Source organism: Pectobacterium zantedeschiae (assembly GCF_004137795.1).
In the GTDB taxonomy this organism is placed as follows: Bacteria; Pseudomonadota; Gammaproteobacteria; order Enterobacterales; family Enterobacteriaceae; genus Pectobacterium; species Pectobacterium zantedeschiae.
This window is the reverse complement of sequence record NZ_NWTM01000002.1, coordinates 11,876-27,482: the sequence shown is the minus strand read 5'-3', so window position 1 is coordinate 27,482 and position 15,607 is coordinate 11,876. Positions and strand designations below refer to the sequence as shown.

Below are 15,607 nucleotides of genomic sequence, written 5' to 3'. Positions count from 1 at the left end.
ACAATGATGACAACTAAACGTAAAGCGTATGTTCGCGGCATGTCACCGACCTGGTGGAAAAAGCTGGGGTTCTACCGCTTTTATATGTTGCGTGAAGGGACTGCCGTCCCTGCCGTCTGGTTTAGCATCGTTTTGATGTGCGGTGTCTTCGCATTGAAAAACGGGCCGGAAGGCTGGGCAAATTTCGTCAGTTTCCTGCAAAACCCACTCGTGCTGCTGATCAACATCGTAGCTCTGCTGGCCGCTGCGCTGCACACCAAAACCTGGTTTGAGCTGGCGCCGAAGGCCAGCATCATCGTCATTAAAGACGAGAAAATGGGGCCGGAGCCAATCATTAAAGGGCTTTGGGCTGTCACCGTCGTGGTAACCGTAGCCGTTCTGGCGATCGCCTTACTATTCTGAACAGGAGAAATAACGTGATTAACCCAACGCCAAAACGTTCTGACGAACCTCCTTTCTGGGGCCTGTTCGGTGCTGGTGGGATGTGGAGCGCGTTCTTCGCTCCGGTCATCATCCTGCTGGTCGGTGTGATGCTGCCTCTGGGACTGTTCCCGGACGCGTTAACCTATGAGCGCATCGCCGCGTTCAGCCAGAGTTTTATCGGCCGCGTATTTTTGCTGCTGATGATCGTGTTACCGCTCTGGTGTGGTCTGCACCGTATCCACCACGCAATGCATGACCTGAAAATCCACGTTCCTGCTGGGAAATGGGTATTCTACGGTCTGGCGGCAATCCTGACCGTCGTTACCGTCATCGGTGTCGTCACGCTGTAAATGTAACGGCCTGCGCAATGCAGGCCGCTTTATTTCCCCACCTGCCTACGTCCATCGTCTACACTGGAACAGTGATAAAAATGATGAGACGTCAATATGATGCCCTTTAACGCTCTGTTCTTCAAAAACCTGCTATTAACAATCAAACGTCGCGGGAAAGCCTGTACTGCCGCGCTGGTGGCACTCTTTTCCGTCGCCTGTAGTGTAACGCCGCCGGATAATGTCACCGTCGTGGAAAATTTTGACGTCAATCGTTACCTCGGCACATGGTATGAAATCGCTCGCCTCGACCATCGCTTTGAACGAAATCTGGAGCGTGTAACGGCAACCTACAGCCCGCGGGATGACGGCGGTATCAAGGTGATCAACCGGGGCTTTAACGTCGAAAAACAGGAATGGAAAGAAAGTATCGGGAAAGCGTATTTTACAGGCTCACCTCAGCGCGGAGCACTAAAAGTGTCGTTCTTCGGACCGTTCTATGGCGGTTACAACATTATTGAACTGGATGACGACTACCGCTACGCCCTGATTTGCGGACCAAACCGTGACTACCTGTGGATTCTCTCACGTACGACAACGTTGGATGCTGCGACACGCGACAAACTGGTTGCCACAGCCAAACGCCACGGCTTCCCAACAGAAGCGCTCATCTGGGTCAATCAGTAACCTGATCGTATTGACCTCAGGTAAGTGACTGGGGTGAGTAAAGACAAATTGGTTTAACCGATTTAAACGCCGCTTGCGACGGCACTTCAGGGCGAGGCTCAAAGTGGGCCGAGTATTGCTAACGCACAAGCAGCTTGAAGTATGACAGGTATAGCGTTATCCCATAATTTTATCGCGAAACATAAAGAAAACCGCGCCCAGCAGGCATAACCCAGCCCAAATATAGTCGGTGCGGAACGGCTCTTTTAAAATGTATATGGAGAAAGGGATAAATACGGAAAGGCTGATCACTTCCTGCAATATTTTCAATTGGCCAGCAGAGGCGACTTGATAACCAATCCTATTTGCAGGCACTTGTAAGAGGTATTCGAATAATGCGATCCCCCAACTGATCAACGCCGCAATTATCCAGGTTCGGCCACTGAAATAGCGTAAATGCCCGTACCAGGCGAACGTCATAAATATATTGCTCAACGTCAGCATGCCGACAGTAATGAAAAGAGGCGACATTATTACTTCTCCGAGTGATCGACTTTCACATTATCTCGCCGCGGGGAAGAAAACACCATCACGGCATTTTCTTCCACTCGGAAAAGTTATTACGACTTATTACCTAAATCATACCCTAGATAATTCGAGTTGCATGCAGGCGGCGACGCAGAGAATCCCCAGGAGCTTACATCAGTAAGTGACTGGGGTGAGCGAGGAAAGCCAACACACATGCAGCGTGAAGTATGACGGGTATAGGCTATTGGGCGCTGCGCTGAATGGCCTTACCACCCGCTTCAACATCTTGCCCAACACCTCGGGTGGTATTACATCCAACCACTGCGGAGAGAATAACCAGAGAGAAAATGGCAACAAACGCTTTCTTCAACATACTCGGTTCCTTCTTTATGAGAATAGGATTTCAACGGTACGAAAGGACTGCTTTTTAAGCGTAGCCAATTTTGATTCTTATGGAGGTTTTTTCGGATGAGGAGTAAAGCAAGAACGGGGATTTCTATCAGGAAAATGGATCAAAAAAGCCGCCTTCACAGAAGGCGGCTTTTTCAGATAAATTATTTAACGCGTGAAACGTACTCACCAGAACGCGTGTCAACTCTGACAACTTCGCCGATCTGTACGAACAATGGCACTTTAACTACTGCGCCGGTGCTCAGCGTTGCTGGCTTACCACCCGTTCCTGCGGTATCGCCTTTCAGGCCTGGATCGGTATCGGTGATTTCAGCTTCGATGAAATTCGGCGGCAGAACGGTGATCGGGCGACCATCCCACAGCGTAACGATACATTCTGCATTATCCTGTAGCCATTTTGCAGAATCACCAACAGTCTTCCCTTCAACCTGATGCTGTTCAAACGTCTCAGGGTGCATGAAGTGGTAGAACTCACCGTCGTTATACAGGTAGTTCATGTTGGTATCTACTACGTCTGCACCTTCTGCGGAGTCGGTAGACTTGAAGGTTTTTTCAACGCGAGAGCCCGTCAACAGGCGACGCATTTTTACACGAGCAAAAGCCTGGCCTTTACCCGGCTTCACAAATTCACTGGATTCGATGGCATACGGCTCGCCTTCGAACATGATTTTAAGACCGGAACGGAAATCGTTGCTAGAATAAGTCGCCATAAAGGCCCTCTACAATTTTAATACTGGTACGAAGCCAAAAAATGGCACACATTGTAACCCTAAATATACCTTCCAGAGAAGATTGGTTGCAGCAACTTGCAGACGTAATTACCGATCCCGATGAATTACTGCAACTTTTGGCACTGAACGATCACGCAAAACTCCGGCAAGGCAATGATGCACGTAGACTTTTTGCTCTGCGTGTACCGCGCGCATTCGCCGCACGGATGCAAAAAGGCAATCCTGACGATCCGCTACTGCGACAAGTATTGACCGCGCGCGAGGAGTTTATTGCCACTCCGGGCTTCACTCATGACCCACTTGATGAACAACACAGTGTCGTGCCGGGGCTACTGCACAAATATCACAACCGCGCCCTGCTGCTGGTTAAAGGCGGCTGCGCAGTAAACTGCCGCTACTGCTTCCGCCGCCATTTCCCGTATCAGGATAATCAGGGCAACAAGGCAAACTGGCGTCAGGCGCTGGATTATATCCGCCAGCACCCCGAACTGGATGAGATCATTTTTTCCGGCGGTGACCCGCTGATGGCCAAAGACCACGAACTGGACTGGCTGATCACCGAGTTGGAACACATTCCACATCTGAAACGCCTGCGCATTCACAGCCGCTTGCCGGTGGTGATCCCTGCCCGTATTACCGACGCGCTGTGCGATCGTCTGTCCCGCAGTTCGCTTCAGGTGTTGCTGGTGACGCATATTAACCACCCGCAGGAAATTGATCCTGATTTAACACAAAGTATGGCGCGTTTGCGTCGCGCAGGCGTGACGCTGCTCAACCAGAGCGTGCTGCTGCGTGGGGTGAATGACAGCGCAGCGACGCTGGCTCGGCTCAGTAATGCATTATTTGATGCCGGTATTCTGCCCTATTACCTACACGTACTGGATAAGGTACAGGGCGCAGCCCATTTTCTGGTAGATGACAACGAAGCGCGCGTCTTAGTCAAAGCGCTAATGAAGAAGGTATCCGGCTATCTGGTGCCGCGTCTGGCGCGGGAAATCGGTGGAGAAGCCAGTAAAACGCCACTGGATTTAGGGATGAAGCAGCATCAGGACGACGCTGAGCTATACCCCAAATAATTCGAGTTGCAGGACAAAACGATAACGTTTTGAACAATAAAAGCGTTGGCCCGTTAGGGCGAGGCTCACGCAAGTGTGCAGAGTAGCGCAACCAACGCACACGCAGCCTGAAGTATTACGGATATATTACGTTGAGTGGGTCAAAATAAGGTGAGAGCGGGTTTCCCCACTCTCACCCCGTTTCTTTTTATCTTAAGGACATTTGTAAACGCTGCCGTTCATCTTGCTGTCTAGCGGTGCAAAGCTTGACCAGAAGGTTTCACTCGGGCTGGTTGCGCCATAGACAGTATTGCCTCCCAGCGCCGCCGCTTTATTACGCAGATCGTTTGCCGCACCGCGCATAGAACTACCATCGTTATGGTTGCCCGCCAGCCAGTTAGACTGGCTACCGCTAACTTGCCCCAACAGCTGACATTCGCTCCCTGGCTTGGTATCCGTGAACCTCACAGCCTGCCCAGCCGCGCTGAGTTGGCTGCTGCTACTGCACCCCGCCAGTAGAACTGCCGCTGATAGCCCCAACAAAATACGAACCTGCATGTCTTCCTCCTTGCGATTGAAAAACCAAAGGGCACAGGCCCGATTAGTTACGCCACGCCTTGAAGCGGTTGATCAGCCCGTTGGTGGAACTGTCATGGCTGTCGATCGTACTGTCATTTTCCAACTCTGGCAGAATACGGTTCGCCAGTTGTTTACCTAACTCCACGCCCCACTGATCGAACGTGAAGATGTTCAGGATCGCGCCCTGCGTAAAGATCTTGTGCTCATACAATGCAATCAGCGCACCCAAACTGTATGGCGTGATTTCACGCAGCAGGATCGAGTTGGTTGGGCGGTTGCCTTCAAAAACTTTAAACGGCGCCACGTGCTCTACGTCTTTTGCACTTTTGCCTGCCGCCGCAAATTCCGCTTCAACAACCTCACGGCTCTTACCGAACGCCAGCGCTTCCGTCTGTGCAAAGAAGTTCGACAGCAGCTTGCTGTGGTGATCGCTCAATGGGTTATGGCTAACAGCCGGTGCAATGAAATCACATGGAATCAGCTTAGTACCCTGATGAATCAGCTGGTAGAACGCATGCTGGCCGTTCGTGCCTGGTTCCCCCCAGATAATCGGCCCCGTCTGGTAATCCACCGGATTGCCGTTTCGATCGGCAGATTTCCCGTTGGATTCCATATTCCCTTGTTGGAAATAGGCAGCAAAGCGGTGCATGTATTGGTCATACGGCAGAATCGCTTCGGTTTCTGCACCGAAGAAATTGTTGTACCAAATGCCGATCAGTGCCAGCAACACAGGCAGGTTTTTCTCCGCAGGTGCGGAGGCAAAATGCTTGTCCATTGCATGCGCGCCGCTGAGCAGTTTTTCAAAATTATCAAAGCCCAGAGAGAGAATGATCGACAGCCCAATCGCCGACCACAGGGAGTAGCGTCCGCCGACCCAATCCCAGAATTCGAACATGTTGTTGGTATCGATACCAAATTCGCCGACGGCTTTCGCGTTGGTGGACAACGCAGCAAAGTGCTTGGCTACATGTTTTTCGTCCTGCGCCGTTTTCAGGAACCAGTCGCGCGCGCTGTGCGCGTTGGTCATGGTTTCCTGCGTGGTGAAGGTTTTAGAGGCAACAAGGAACAGCGTGGTTTCGGGGTTCAGCGGCTTCAACGTTTCAGCAATATGTGTGCCGTCAACGTTGGAGACAAAATGCATATTGAGGTGATTCTTATAAGGCTTCAGCGCTTCCGTTACCATGAACGGGCCCAGATCGGAGCCGCCGATACCGATGTTGACCACGTCGGTGATCGTTTTTCCGGTATAACCCTTCCACTCACCGCCAATCACGCGCTCGCTGAAATCTTTCATCTTCGCCAGCACGGCGTTGACTTCTGGCATCACATCTTTGCCATCCACCAGAATCGGCGTATTGCTGCGGTTACGCAGGGCTACGTGCAGAACGGCGCGGTCTTCCGTACGGTTGATTTTCTCGCCCGCAAACATGGAGTGAATCGCTGTAGACAGGTCGGTTTCCCGCGCCAGCGCGTGCAGTTTTTCCATGGTTTCTGCCGTGATGCGGTTTTTGGAGTAATCCACCAGCATCTGATCGTCAAACGTTGCGGAAAAATGCGCGAAACGATCGCTATCCTGTGCAAACAGCTCGCTGATTTGCACCTCTTTCATCGCGTCAAAATGGGTTTGTAATGCCTGCCAGGCGGCAGTTTGGCTTGGATTGATATTTTTCATAATGCGACTTTCTCTCTAAGCATGAGTTCAAAGTGACTGAATCGATTGTATCCCTTAAAATCCCGATTGAGATCCCTTTTCTTGCTAAAAGCGGTTCATGCCCTTTTGTTTATTGACAGAGACCGCATAACCCGTTATTTCTAACACCGTACTTGCACACTCGGTGTGCAAGCCAGAAGAGGCGCGTCGCCCAGGTAAGATATCGGAGGAACCGTAATCCGCTGATGATATCCGAGGGGGAGCGACGCCGAGATGCGGTGAAGTACGGCTTTCACCCTATCGACTACAGAGGCTGAATCCTCTGGGTTGTCACCGGATTCGTCCTGACGGACGTTTAGCAAGGTGGAGCGCTTCTGGGTGTATCGTAGTCATTTTCTACGCCTGCCCCCTACTTCTGCTCTCCCCCTGTGCCAAGGTTGATTAATGGAATGCTGTTTACTGAAAACAGCCTACCCCTGACACGAGGTTTTTTGACATGTCTGCAACTGAAGTATCTGCAAACGCGAACGCTACCATTATTGCCAAATTTGGCGGCACCAGCGTGGCGGACTTTGACGCCATGAACCGCAGCGCGGATGTGGTGTTATCTAATCCAAATGTACGCGTTGTTGTGCTGTCGGCATCGGCTGGCATCACCAATTTATTGGTCGCACTCGCGGAAGGTCAAACACCGGAAACGCGTGCCGAACATCTGGCGAAAATCCGCCAGATCCAATACGCCATTATCGACAAGCTGACCAGCCAAAGCGTTATTCGCGATGAAATTGACCGCATGCTGGACAGCGTGACCACGCTGTCTGAAGCTGCGGCGCTCGCTACGTCCAACGCGCTGACCGATGAACTGGTCAGCCATGGCGAACTGATGTCTACCCTGTTGTTTGTTGAGATCCTTCGCCAGCGCGATGTGGTGGCGGAGTGGTTCGATGTGCGCAAAATCATGCGTACCGACGATCATTTTGGCCGCGCACAGCCGGATTGCGGCGTGCTGGGTGAACTGACACGTAGCCAGTTGCAGCCGCGCCTTGAACAAGGTCTGGTGATTACTCAGGGCTTCATCGGCAGCGAAGCAAAAGGCCGCACAACCACTCTGGGCCGTGGCGGTAGCGATTATACGGCGGCACTGCTGGGCGAAGCGCTTAACGTCAGCCGGATTGATATCTGGACCGATGTTCCCGGCATCTACACCACCGATCCACGCGTCGTGCCGACAGCAAAACGCATCGACCAAATCATGTTTGAAGAAGCCGCCGAAATGGCGACATTTGGCGCGAAAGTCCTGCACCCAGCCACGCTGCTGCCTGCGGTTCGTAGCGACATCCCTGTATTCGTCGGCTCCAGCAAAGATCCAGCCGCAGGTGGGACGCTGGTATGCAATAAAACCGAAAATCCGCCGCTGTTCCGAGCACTGGCGCTACGTCGTAAGCAAACGTTGCTCACGCTGCACAGTCTTAACATGCTGCACACTCGCGGCTTTCTGGCAGAAGTGTTCAGCATTTTAGCGCGTCACAACATCTCCGTTGATCTGATCACCACGTCAGAAGTCAACGTAGCGCTGACACTCGATACAACCGGTTCTACCTCAACGGGCGACAGCCTGTTGTCCAGCGCTTTGCTGACCGAGCTGTCATCACTGTGTCGAGTAGAAGTTGAAGAGAATCTGTCACTGGTTGCGCTGATCGGCAACAAACTGTCTCAGGCCTGTGGCGTCGGGAAAGAAGTGTTTGGCGTGCTGGAACCTTTCCGCATTCGCCTGATCTGCTACGGCGCCAGCAGCAACAACTTGTGCTTCCTGGTACCCGGTGACGACGCTGAGCGAGTAGTACAGACGCTGCACCACAGCCTGTTCGAGTAAATTCTCGCCCCATAATCTGTCTCTTCGTTATATTTTTATGCAGACGCGGAGACAGTTTCGTGCGCGATAATGTCGTTATTTTCATGCTACCTCGTAGCACGCGCCCGACACAGGGCGGCTCAGTTGCCGTCGCCCTGTGCCCCCTGGCTTCCGGCTAAATTATGTCGCTGCGCGATGCCTTTGTCGGCATCAGGCTTAACGGACCGCTTGCGTCCCTGCGGCTCACCCTAAGCCAGCTATCTCCTCAGCATAATTTATTTTATTACGCCGGATAACAGCCAACCCCGCTTACAGTCAGCATAAAAATAGACTGCGGTATCCAGTGCCCCCCCCAAGGGGATCACAATGTTAACGGTGATTCTTCGCGCTCTTCATCCCCGTCCTGCTGCACAATCAGCACGTTGTACGCCACCGCACAGAACAGGGAATTCAGTCGGTTCATGTCCCCCAGTAAGCTCAAATGAAGCGAACTGGTTTCCAGACTCTGTACGTTGTGCTGATGTAAACGATCGACATGCGCATGTGCATAACGGCGGTTCATAATACGGAAGCGATGTTTGGCACGGCGTAGGCGTTTCGCACTGGTGACATCCTCCGACAGGAAAACCGACAGCCCCAGACGCAGATTCGCCAGCAGTTGTTCATGCAACTGATTCAACTCTTCCAGTCCCTGTGCGGAAAACGCCATGCGAACACCGGATGAATGATTGGCAATGTCATCAGCCATGCGTTCGATAATATCCCCCGCCTGCTCCAGGTTCAGCGCCACTTCGATAACTTCTGCCCAGCGCCGGGAATCCCGTTCATCCAACCCATCTTTCTGAATCTGCGCCAGATAGAGCTTAATCGCGGTATAAAGGATATCGACATCATCATCAAGCCGCCGAATCTCCCGCCGCTGCATATGGTCGCCCTGCAAGACTTCGCGGTACAAACGCAGCATCTGCTCCAGCACATCACCAATTCGCAGCGTTTCTCGTGCGGCATTGGTCAGCGCCAGCGCAGGCGTATCCAGTGAGCTGGTATCCAGGTGACGAGGCTTCATCTGAAGGTCGACCTGCGGTGAATCAGCAATCATTGCGCATGACAGACGCGCTACCACGCCGGTAAACGGAATCAGCAGCAGGCAACGAATCAGGTTGTAGAACAGGTGGAAGTAGATCACCAACTCTTCGGCGCTTAACGGAATACGCGTCAGCCAGCGCGAAAGCGGCTCAACCAGTGGTAACACGACTAAACAACCTATCAGCTTGAACAGCATACTGCCGAGCGCCACGCGTCGGCCTGCCGCATTCTGTGTCGAGGTGCTCATCATCGTCAGTAATCCACTACCCAGATTGGCACCGATGACCAGACACATCGCCACTTCCAGCGAGATCACACCACTTGCCGTCAAGGTTGCCGTCAGCAGCACCGCAGCCAGGCTAGAATAGGTAATCACTGCGAATAGCGCGCCAGCGAGAGCATCCAGCATGACGTCGCCCGTCAATGACGAAAACAGCACTTTCACACCCGACGCCTGTGTGATCGGCGCAGCGGCCAAAACAATCATTTCCAGCGCCAGCAGAATCAGCCCAAGCCCAATCGCCACACGGCCAATCTGGCCGACTCGCGTCTGTTTGCGGCTGAGGAAAAACACCACGCCAAGAAAAATCAGCAGCGGGGAAAGCCAGGATAGATCAAACGTCAGAATTCGCACCATCAGTGCCGTACCGACATCCGCCCCAAGAACAATCACCAACGCAGGCGTTAATGCCACCAGCCCCTGTGAGACAAAAGAAGTGGTCAGCAAAGCAGTCGCATTGCTGCTCTGCACCAGCGCGGTTACGCCAATGCCAGCCATAAAAGCCAACGGTTTTTTCTCAACGCTATCGCTGAGGACCCGCCGTAACTGAGTGCCATAAACCCGCATGATACCGGTACGGACAATGTGGGTGCCCCAGACCAGTAGCGCAATCGCAGAGAGGAGATTCAGCAGTGTTAACAAAAAGTCCGCGCCTCCAGTTAAACCATATGTCGATGAAATACACTGTATCGACAGAATACAGTGTGTCGATAAAAACAATGTATTGATGAGGTAATGAGCAGCCATCTTATCAGATGTTGTCTGGCTGTACTGCGAGACAGACCGCGCCACGAGAAAATCACCTAAATGAACAAATGAAAAAAATTAATTAAATGACAATATTTAAAAAACAGAATCCAAATCAATAATCCTGCAGTTTCCTATCATGCATTACTGAGTTAACGCTATGCTCCTTTCATATACCTAACCCTTACGGGTTATTCGCTTGTAAAACATTAAGCATGATTAATGTTTAGCAAATTGAGTACGTTAGCGTATGCCCTGTAATCCTTCAGGCTTTTTAATAAGGAAAATGGATGAAGACCAAAACCTCGTATGGACTAAACTGGCTCCCACTGATCATTATCCTGGCCATCGCCGCTTTTTTTTGGCAAATGGAGCCCCCAACAGGCTTAAACCCCGCAGCCTGGCATTCTGCCGTTATTTTCGTGGCCACAATCATTTGTATTGTTGCTAACGTCCTCCCCATTGGGGCTATCGGTATTATCAGTATCACGCTCTTTGCACTGACCTACGCTGCGGGTGATAAAACAGCCAGCGGCGCGATACAAACCGCTCTCAGCGATCTGAACAGCTCGCTAATCTGGCTGATTGTTGTCGCTTTCATGATCGCTCGCGGCTTTATCAAAACGGGATTGGGTCGCCGCATCGCCTTGCAGATGATCCGCCTGCTAGGAAAACGGACGCTCGGACTGGCTTACGGTTTAGCTTTTGCCGATCTGGTGCTTTCCCCCGCCATGCCAAGCAATACCGCACGCTGTGGCGGGATTATTTATCCGATTGCCGATTCGCTGTCGCGTAGCTTTGATTCCAATCCGGAAGACGCATCGCGCAGTAAAATTGGCACCTTTCTGATTACCTGCATCGGTAACGTTAACGATGTGACGGCCGCGTTGTTTATGACCGCCTACACCGGCAACCTGCTAGCAGTAAAACTGGCCGCTAACGCAGGCGTTACCATTACCTGGGGAAGCTGGTTTCTGGCGGCGCTCGTCCCCTGCTTGATCTCTCTGGCAGTTGTCCCGCTGCTCGTCTACTGGTTAACCAAGCCAGAAATTCGCCATACGCCGGATGCGCCAAAGCTAGCCGTCGCAGAGTTGGAAAAGATGGGTAGCATGAGTCGTGGTGAGTGGCTGATGGCCTTCACCGTTATCCTGCTGCTGGTGCTGTGGATTTTTGGCGACCGCTTAGGTGTGGATGCCACCACCGCCTCCTTCGTTGGGCTTTCCTTCCTGCTACTCACTGGCGTACTAAACTGGGAAGACGTGAAGAGCGAAAAAGGTGCTTGGGATACGCTGATTTGGTTCGCCGCCCTGCTGATGATGGCAAATCAGTTGAAAAAGCTCGGTTTCACCAACTGGTTCGGCGATCTCATTGGCAGCAATATTGGCCATTTGATGCAGGGAACAAGCTGGATATTGGTGCTGCTGCTGCTGAACGCGGCCTATTTCTACACCCACTATTTCTTCGCCAGCGGCAATGCGCAGATCGCCGCGCTTTTTGCGGTGTTCCTCGGTGTCGGGATCAACCTAAACATTCCAGCAGTACCCATGGCGTTCATGTTGGCGTTTACCAGTAGCCTGTACTGCTCGCTGACGCAATATACTCACGCTCGCGGCCCAATCCTGTTCGGTGCTGGCTACGTACCCACAGCCGTCTGGTGGCGTACAGGCTTTGTTGTCAGTCTGGTAAATCAGGCGATCTTTATGGGTGCGGGTCTGCTGTGGTGGAAAGCCATCGGCCTGTATTAACTGCTCGCTAGTTATTATATGGAAAAGCCGGGTTCCCCCGGCTTTTTTATTACCGCCGCAAAAAATGCGATTAGAAAGAATAAGAAACGCTGCCGACTACGCTGCGTTCAGCACCGAAGTAGCAGAACTCCAGTGAGTTACAGGCCGCTACGTAGCGTTTATCAGTCAGATTGTTGACGTTAAGCTGCGCACTCAGCCCTTTCAGACCCACCTTAGAGAGATCGTATCCCACTGCCATATCCACCAGCGTATAAGAAGGCAATGTGTGAGTATTGGCACGATCGGAGGTCACACCGTTCACGTAACGCACGCCGGAACCAATAGTCAGGCCGTCCAGCGGACCGCTTTTAACATCATAGCTAGCCCAGGCGCTGGCCTGATTGCGTGGTGCGTATACAGCACGTTTCCCTTGCTCGCTCACATCATCGCTTTTCTTATAGCGAATATCGGTATAGGTATACGCCGCTTGCAAGCGAAGGTTTTCAGTGATGTGGCTCACCGCCTCCAGTTCCACGCCTTCCGACTCGATTTCACCGATGGAACGATACGGATCGCTGGGCTGATTTTTAGTGGCGACATTTTTCTGATTAATACGGAATACCGACAGACTATATTGGTTTTGCGATCCTTCAGGCTGATATTTCACCCCAGCTTCCCACTGCTTGCCTTTCATCGGCTCGAGGATGTTGCCATTAGCATCAGCAAAACTGGTCGGCGTGAAGGCCGTGGAATAGCTCATGTAAGGTGCAATTCCATTATCAAACAGGTAGAGCAATGCGGCGCGTGAACTGAAATTGTTCTTATCCAACTCACCACGGCTACCACTATTCTTACTAATATTGGTAATTTTCACCTGATCGTGGCGACCGCCCAGTGTTAAGCGCCAGCGTTCCCAGCTCATTTGATCCTGTAAATAGATGCCAGTCTGTTGCAGCTTATGCTTTTCAAGTACGCCAGAAGATATTGCTATCGGCTGTGCACCATAGACAGGGTTAAACGCATCAATTGCCGGGAATGAGCCAGACGGCCAGTCTACGTCATTATGGCGTTGCTGATAGTCAATCCCCACCAGCAGGCGGTGGTTGATTGCACCGGTATCCACGCTGCCATCAAGCTGATTATCTAACGTTAACGCAGACAGCGACTCACGGGAACCGGAGTAGTAACGGGTCAGCGTATCGGCGCTTGGCTGCGTCCAGCCATAAGCGTACACCTGATCCAAGTGGACTTTGGTACGCAGGTAACGCAGCTTTTGACGCACCGCCCAGCCGCTATCGAAACCATGCTCAAAGTTGTACCCCACCATATTTTGCTTGCGGTCGTATTTCTCATAATTCTCTTCCCCTTCATAGAAGGTGTTCGAGATCTTCCGCCCATTATGCGCCACTACAGTGCCTTCATACGGTAGACCAGAGTGGCTACCGCCTTCAGGATCGCGTTGTAGGTAAGCCATTAATTCCAGACGTGTCTTGTCGGAGATCCGCCACAGTAGGCTAGGTGCGATCGCATAGCGCTCTTCTTTGGTCTTTTTGAACTGCGTATCAGCTTCGCGTACGATCCCACCCAGACGGAACGCAAACCGCTCGTCATCATCCAGTGGACCGGTCACGTCAAATGCCGCGCCGCGCTGCGCATTATTGCCCGCAAACAGTTTGATCTGTCCGCTGCGATCGAACGATGGCTGCCGGGAATTCAGTGCCACAATCCCGCCCGGCGAAGAACGCCCATAGAGTACGGACGCAGGGCCTCTGACCACTTCAATGCTGTCGAGGAACCAGGGATCGACCACCAGCGAGCTATGGGAGTTGGTATCCCCCATGATCTTCAGACCGTCGAGATAAACGTTATCCAGGCTGCCGTCAGAAAAGCCACGCAGCACCATGTAGTCAAAGCGGTTGGAGGCACCGATCTGGTTGTTGAACACGCCCGGCGTATAGCCGACTGCCTGCCGAACGCTGGTCGCACCTTGTTCCTGAATCTGATCGCGCGTAATGATAGAAACGGCCTGAGGAGTCTCGATATCGGGCGTTTCCAGCTTGGTAGCACCGCGTTGTGTTTGAGGCGTGACCACTAACGTATCGCCCTGAGAAGAAGATGGCGTATCTTGCGCGAGTGCCGACACAGTCAATCCACTGGTGAAACAGCCAACCACCAGCGCCAGCCGCGTTTTTCTGAACATGGGAATCTCCACAGACCTTATTATTGTAAATAAGAATTATTACCGTTTTGAGCCCGGCGATAGCTATGCGCAGTGACGGCTTACGTATGCGCAATGACAAAATAGGAACTCAGCGGGGAAGCATCTGGCGTGTGTATCTGGCCACAAATAAGACTCAGAATATTAATAAGAAAGGAAACGCTAGCTGACCATGCGCGCATCGCTCGGAGCAATACCGTAACGTCGCCGAAAAGCCGTGGCAAAGTTGGTCGCGTGCTGGTAGCCCGACATCCAGGCCGCCTGCTGCACGCTGTATCCCTGCGCCAGATATCGCCGAGCAAGTTCCAACCGGCAGTCGCGCAGGTAGTCAAAGACCGAATGACCGTATGCCTGACGAAACTTGGTACGCAGGCTGCTGCTGCTCATCGCGGCCAGCTGCGCCAGTTCATTAAGGGTGTATTCTTTTTCAGGCTGTTGCGCCAGACGTCGTCGAACATTCTCCAGCCGTTCCTGTTCACCAGGCGGAGGCAATATGCGTCGTTCTTCCCCACGTTGCCCGAATGACAATCCGTGTCCCAGCAGTTGTAGCATCACGCCTTCCAGCATGAGCTGGCGCGATAAACTCGGCATGGTATTTTCCAGTGCATGTTGCAAACCAGACAACAAATGGCCGGGAACCTGCCATAGAAATGTCGGATTACCGCTCTGCTCCCACTCACTCAGCAGTGAGCCTAAGAGCGGTTCCAAAGTGAAAGTGGCGGGAAAAATCCCCAAAGACACGGTACGCAGATGGTGATCGGCAAGATGACTCGCGTTCATCACTAACGGGTCGCCTAGCCGGGTACTGAATGCCATGCCAGACCGCACAACAAACTCCTTACCGCTCAGACGTAGCGCAACGCATCCTTCCAGTACCACCAGCGTATAAAACGGGCAGCAGTGCAAAGAGGTCGATTCGTAAGGCTGCAACACGCGCACGTTAGAATTCGTCAGGCAAATACCGGAGGACAGCGTCATCTCTTCGACATCCCCCTGCACAACGATACGCTTTTCTTTCGTGCGATCGCGGCAAGATGACAGCTGCGGGAAGTGGTAATCAATCCCGTAACGTTCACCGATATCGAAGAAATCCTCAATGGAAAAGAGTCGTTTTAGCATGAGCGGGAGATACCTTCATCCTGTTTAACGCCCAGAATCAGGCCTGCAGTTAACGGAAAAGCATGGAATGAAAACAGAAAAAAGCGTTCTGCTTAATTGGTGATCACCTTATCATTCTCATGAAATCGCATCAATAAGACTGATAAGTATTCTCATTGGAGTGGGTTCTAAAACAGCCTTAGTGACTAGACACCACAGCTAGCCTATG

Annotated in this window: 14 protein-coding genes and 1 riboswitch; of the genes, 6 read left to right on the top strand and 8 right to left on the bottom strand. The window is 52.1% G+C overall.

Annotation, left to right across the window (positions count from 1 at the left end; genetic code table 11):
• Nucleotides 1-6: 6 nt before the first annotated feature.
• From frdC to CLR69_RS14745, 3 genes are all read left to right on the top strand, one after another.
• On the top strand, nt 7-402 hold the full coding sequence (frdC, locus tag CLR69_RS14755) for a fumarate reductase subunit FrdC (protein WP_101781790.1): 396 nt from the start codon (nt 7-9) through the stop codon (nt 400-402).
• A gap of 14 nt (nt 403-416) precedes the next feature.
• Nucleotides 417-773: a fumarate reductase subunit FrdD gene (gene frdD, locus CLR69_RS14750; protein WP_005972985.1), complete on the top strand. Its 357-nt coding sequence runs from the start codon at nt 417-419 to the stop codon at nt 771-773.
• Nucleotides 774-869: 96 nt separating this feature from the next.
• Entirely contained in the window at nt 870-1,439 is a 570-nt protein-coding gene (locus CLR69_RS14745) for a lipocalin family protein (protein WP_129712366.1), read from the top strand.
• Between the two features lie 156 nt (nt 1,440-1,595).
• On the opposite strand, the gene CLR69_RS14740 is transcribed toward CLR69_RS14745, so the two are convergent.
• From CLR69_RS14740 to efp, 3 genes are all read right to left on the bottom strand, one after another.
• On the bottom strand, nt 1,596-1,949 hold the full coding sequence (locus tag CLR69_RS14740) for a DMT family protein (protein ID WP_011095468.1): 354 nt from the start codon (nt 1,947-1,949) through the stop codon (nt 1,596-1,598).
• Between the two features lie 238 nt (nt 1,950-2,187).
• Complete coding sequence (locus tag CLR69_RS14735) at nt 2,188-2,319, bottom strand: entericidin A/B family lipoprotein (RefSeq protein ID WP_005972977.1); 132 nt, start codon at nt 2,317-2,319, stop codon at nt 2,188-2,190.
• 181 nt (nt 2,320-2,500) lie between these two features.
• Complete coding sequence (gene efp / locus CLR69_RS14730; RefSeq protein ID WP_129707145.1) at nt 2,501-3,067, bottom strand: elongation factor P; 567 nt, start codon at nt 3,065-3,067, stop codon at nt 2,501-2,503.
• Nucleotides 3,068-3,108: 41 nt separating this feature from the next.
• Between efp and epmB the strand changes: the two genes are divergently transcribed.
• Entirely contained in the window at nt 3,109-4,164 is a 1,056-nt protein-coding gene (gene epmB, locus CLR69_RS14725; RefSeq protein ID WP_129712367.1) for an EF-P beta-lysylation protein EpmB, read from the top strand.
• A gap of 192 nt (nt 4,165-4,356) precedes the next feature.
• Here epmB and CLR69_RS14720 read toward each other — a convergent pair whose 3' ends face one another.
• Together CLR69_RS14720 and pgi are read right to left on the bottom strand one after the other, a co-directional pair.
• Entirely contained in the window at nt 4,357-4,701 is a 345-nt protein-coding gene (locus CLR69_RS14720) for a DUF4156 domain-containing protein (RefSeq protein WP_129707149.1), read from the bottom strand.
• Nucleotides 4,702-4,744: 43 nt separating this feature from the next.
• A complete protein-coding gene (gene pgi, locus CLR69_RS14715; RefSeq protein ID WP_129712369.1) occupies nt 4,745-6,394 on the bottom strand; it encodes a glucose-6-phosphate isomerase in 1,650 nt (549 codons plus the stop codon).
• 168 nt (nt 6,395-6,562) lie between these two features.
• Nucleotides 6,563-6,755: riboswitch (Lysine riboswitch) on the top strand.
• A 114-nt stretch (nt 6,756-6,869) separates the two neighbouring features.
• Here pgi and lysC point away from each other — a divergent pair.
• A complete protein-coding gene (lysC, locus tag CLR69_RS14710) occupies nt 6,870-8,246 on the top strand; it encodes a lysine-sensitive aspartokinase 3 (RefSeq protein WP_129712371.1) in 1,377 nt (458 codons plus the stop codon).
• Between the two features lie 340 nt (nt 8,247-8,586).
• Here lysC and CLR69_RS14705 read toward each other — a convergent pair whose 3' ends face one another.
• A complete protein-coding gene (locus CLR69_RS14705; protein ID WP_129712373.1) occupies nt 8,587-10,233 on the bottom strand; it encodes a Na/Pi cotransporter family protein in 1,647 nt (548 codons plus the stop codon).
• 395 nt (nt 10,234-10,628) lie between these two features.
• On the opposite strand from CLR69_RS14705, the gene CLR69_RS14700 reads away from it, so the two are divergent.
• Nucleotides 10,629-12,083 carry a DASS family sodium-coupled anion symporter gene (locus tag CLR69_RS14700; protein WP_129707156.1) on the top strand — a complete coding sequence of 485 codons (1,455 nt, stop codon included), beginning with the start codon at nt 10,629-10,631 and terminating at the stop codon, nt 12,081-12,083.
• Between the two features lie 70 nt (nt 12,084-12,153).
• Here CLR69_RS14700 and foxA read toward each other — a convergent pair whose 3' ends face one another.
• Together foxA and CLR69_RS14690 are read right to left on the bottom strand one after the other, a co-directional pair.
• Complete coding sequence (foxA, locus tag CLR69_RS14695) at nt 12,154-14,262, bottom strand: ferrioxamine B receptor FoxA (protein WP_129712374.1); 2,109 nt, start codon at nt 14,260-14,262, stop codon at nt 12,154-12,156.
• A gap of 180 nt (nt 14,263-14,442) precedes the next feature.
• On the bottom strand, nt 14,443-15,399 hold the full coding sequence (locus CLR69_RS14690; RefSeq protein ID WP_129712376.1) for a helix-turn-helix transcriptional regulator: 957 nt from the start codon (nt 15,397-15,399) through the stop codon (nt 14,443-14,445).
• Nucleotides 15,400-15,607: the final 208 nt, after the last annotated feature.

Bases quoted from the DNA above. Each gene is read 5' to 3' on its own strand.
- frdC (WP_101781790.1), top strand. From the start codon at position 7: ATGACAACTAAACGTAAAGCGTATGTTCGCGGCATGTCACCGACCTGG.
- CLR69_RS14745 (WP_129712366.1), top strand. From the start codon at position 870: ATGATGCCCTTTAACGCTCTGTTCTTCAAAAACCTGCTATTAACAATC.
- CLR69_RS14740 (WP_011095468.1), bottom strand. From the start codon at position 1,949: ATGTCGCCTCTTTTCATTACTGTCGGCATGCTGACGTTGAGCAATATA.
- CLR69_RS14735 (WP_005972977.1), bottom strand. From the start codon at position 2,319: ATGTTGAAGAAAGCGTTTGTTGCCATTTTCTCTCTGGTTATTCTCTCC.
- efp (WP_129707145.1), bottom strand. From the start codon at position 3,067: ATGGCGACTTATTCTAGCAACGATTTCCGTTCCGGTCTTAAAATCATG.
- epmB (WP_129712367.1), top strand. From the start codon at position 3,109: ATGGCACACATTGTAACCCTAAATATACCTTCCAGAGAAGATTGGTTG.
- CLR69_RS14720 (WP_129707149.1), bottom strand. From the start codon at position 4,701: ATGCAGGTTCGTATTTTGTTGGGGCTATCAGCGGCAGTTCTACTGGCG.
- pgi (WP_129712369.1), bottom strand. From the start codon at position 6,394: ATGAAAAATATCAATCCAAGCCAAACTGCCGCCTGGCAGGCATTACAA.
- lysC (WP_129712371.1), top strand. From the start codon at position 6,870: ATGTCTGCAACTGAAGTATCTGCAAACGCGAACGCTACCATTATTGCC.
- CLR69_RS14700 (WP_129707156.1), top strand. From the start codon at position 10,629: ATGAAGACCAAAACCTCGTATGGACTAAACTGGCTCCCACTGATCATT.
- foxA (WP_129712374.1), bottom strand. From the start codon at position 14,262: ATGTTCAGAAAAACGCGGCTGGCGCTGGTGGTTGGCTGTTTCACCAGT.
- CLR69_RS14690 (WP_129712376.1), bottom strand. From the start codon at position 15,399: ATGCTAAAACGACTCTTTTCCATTGAGGATTTCTTCGATATCGGTGAA.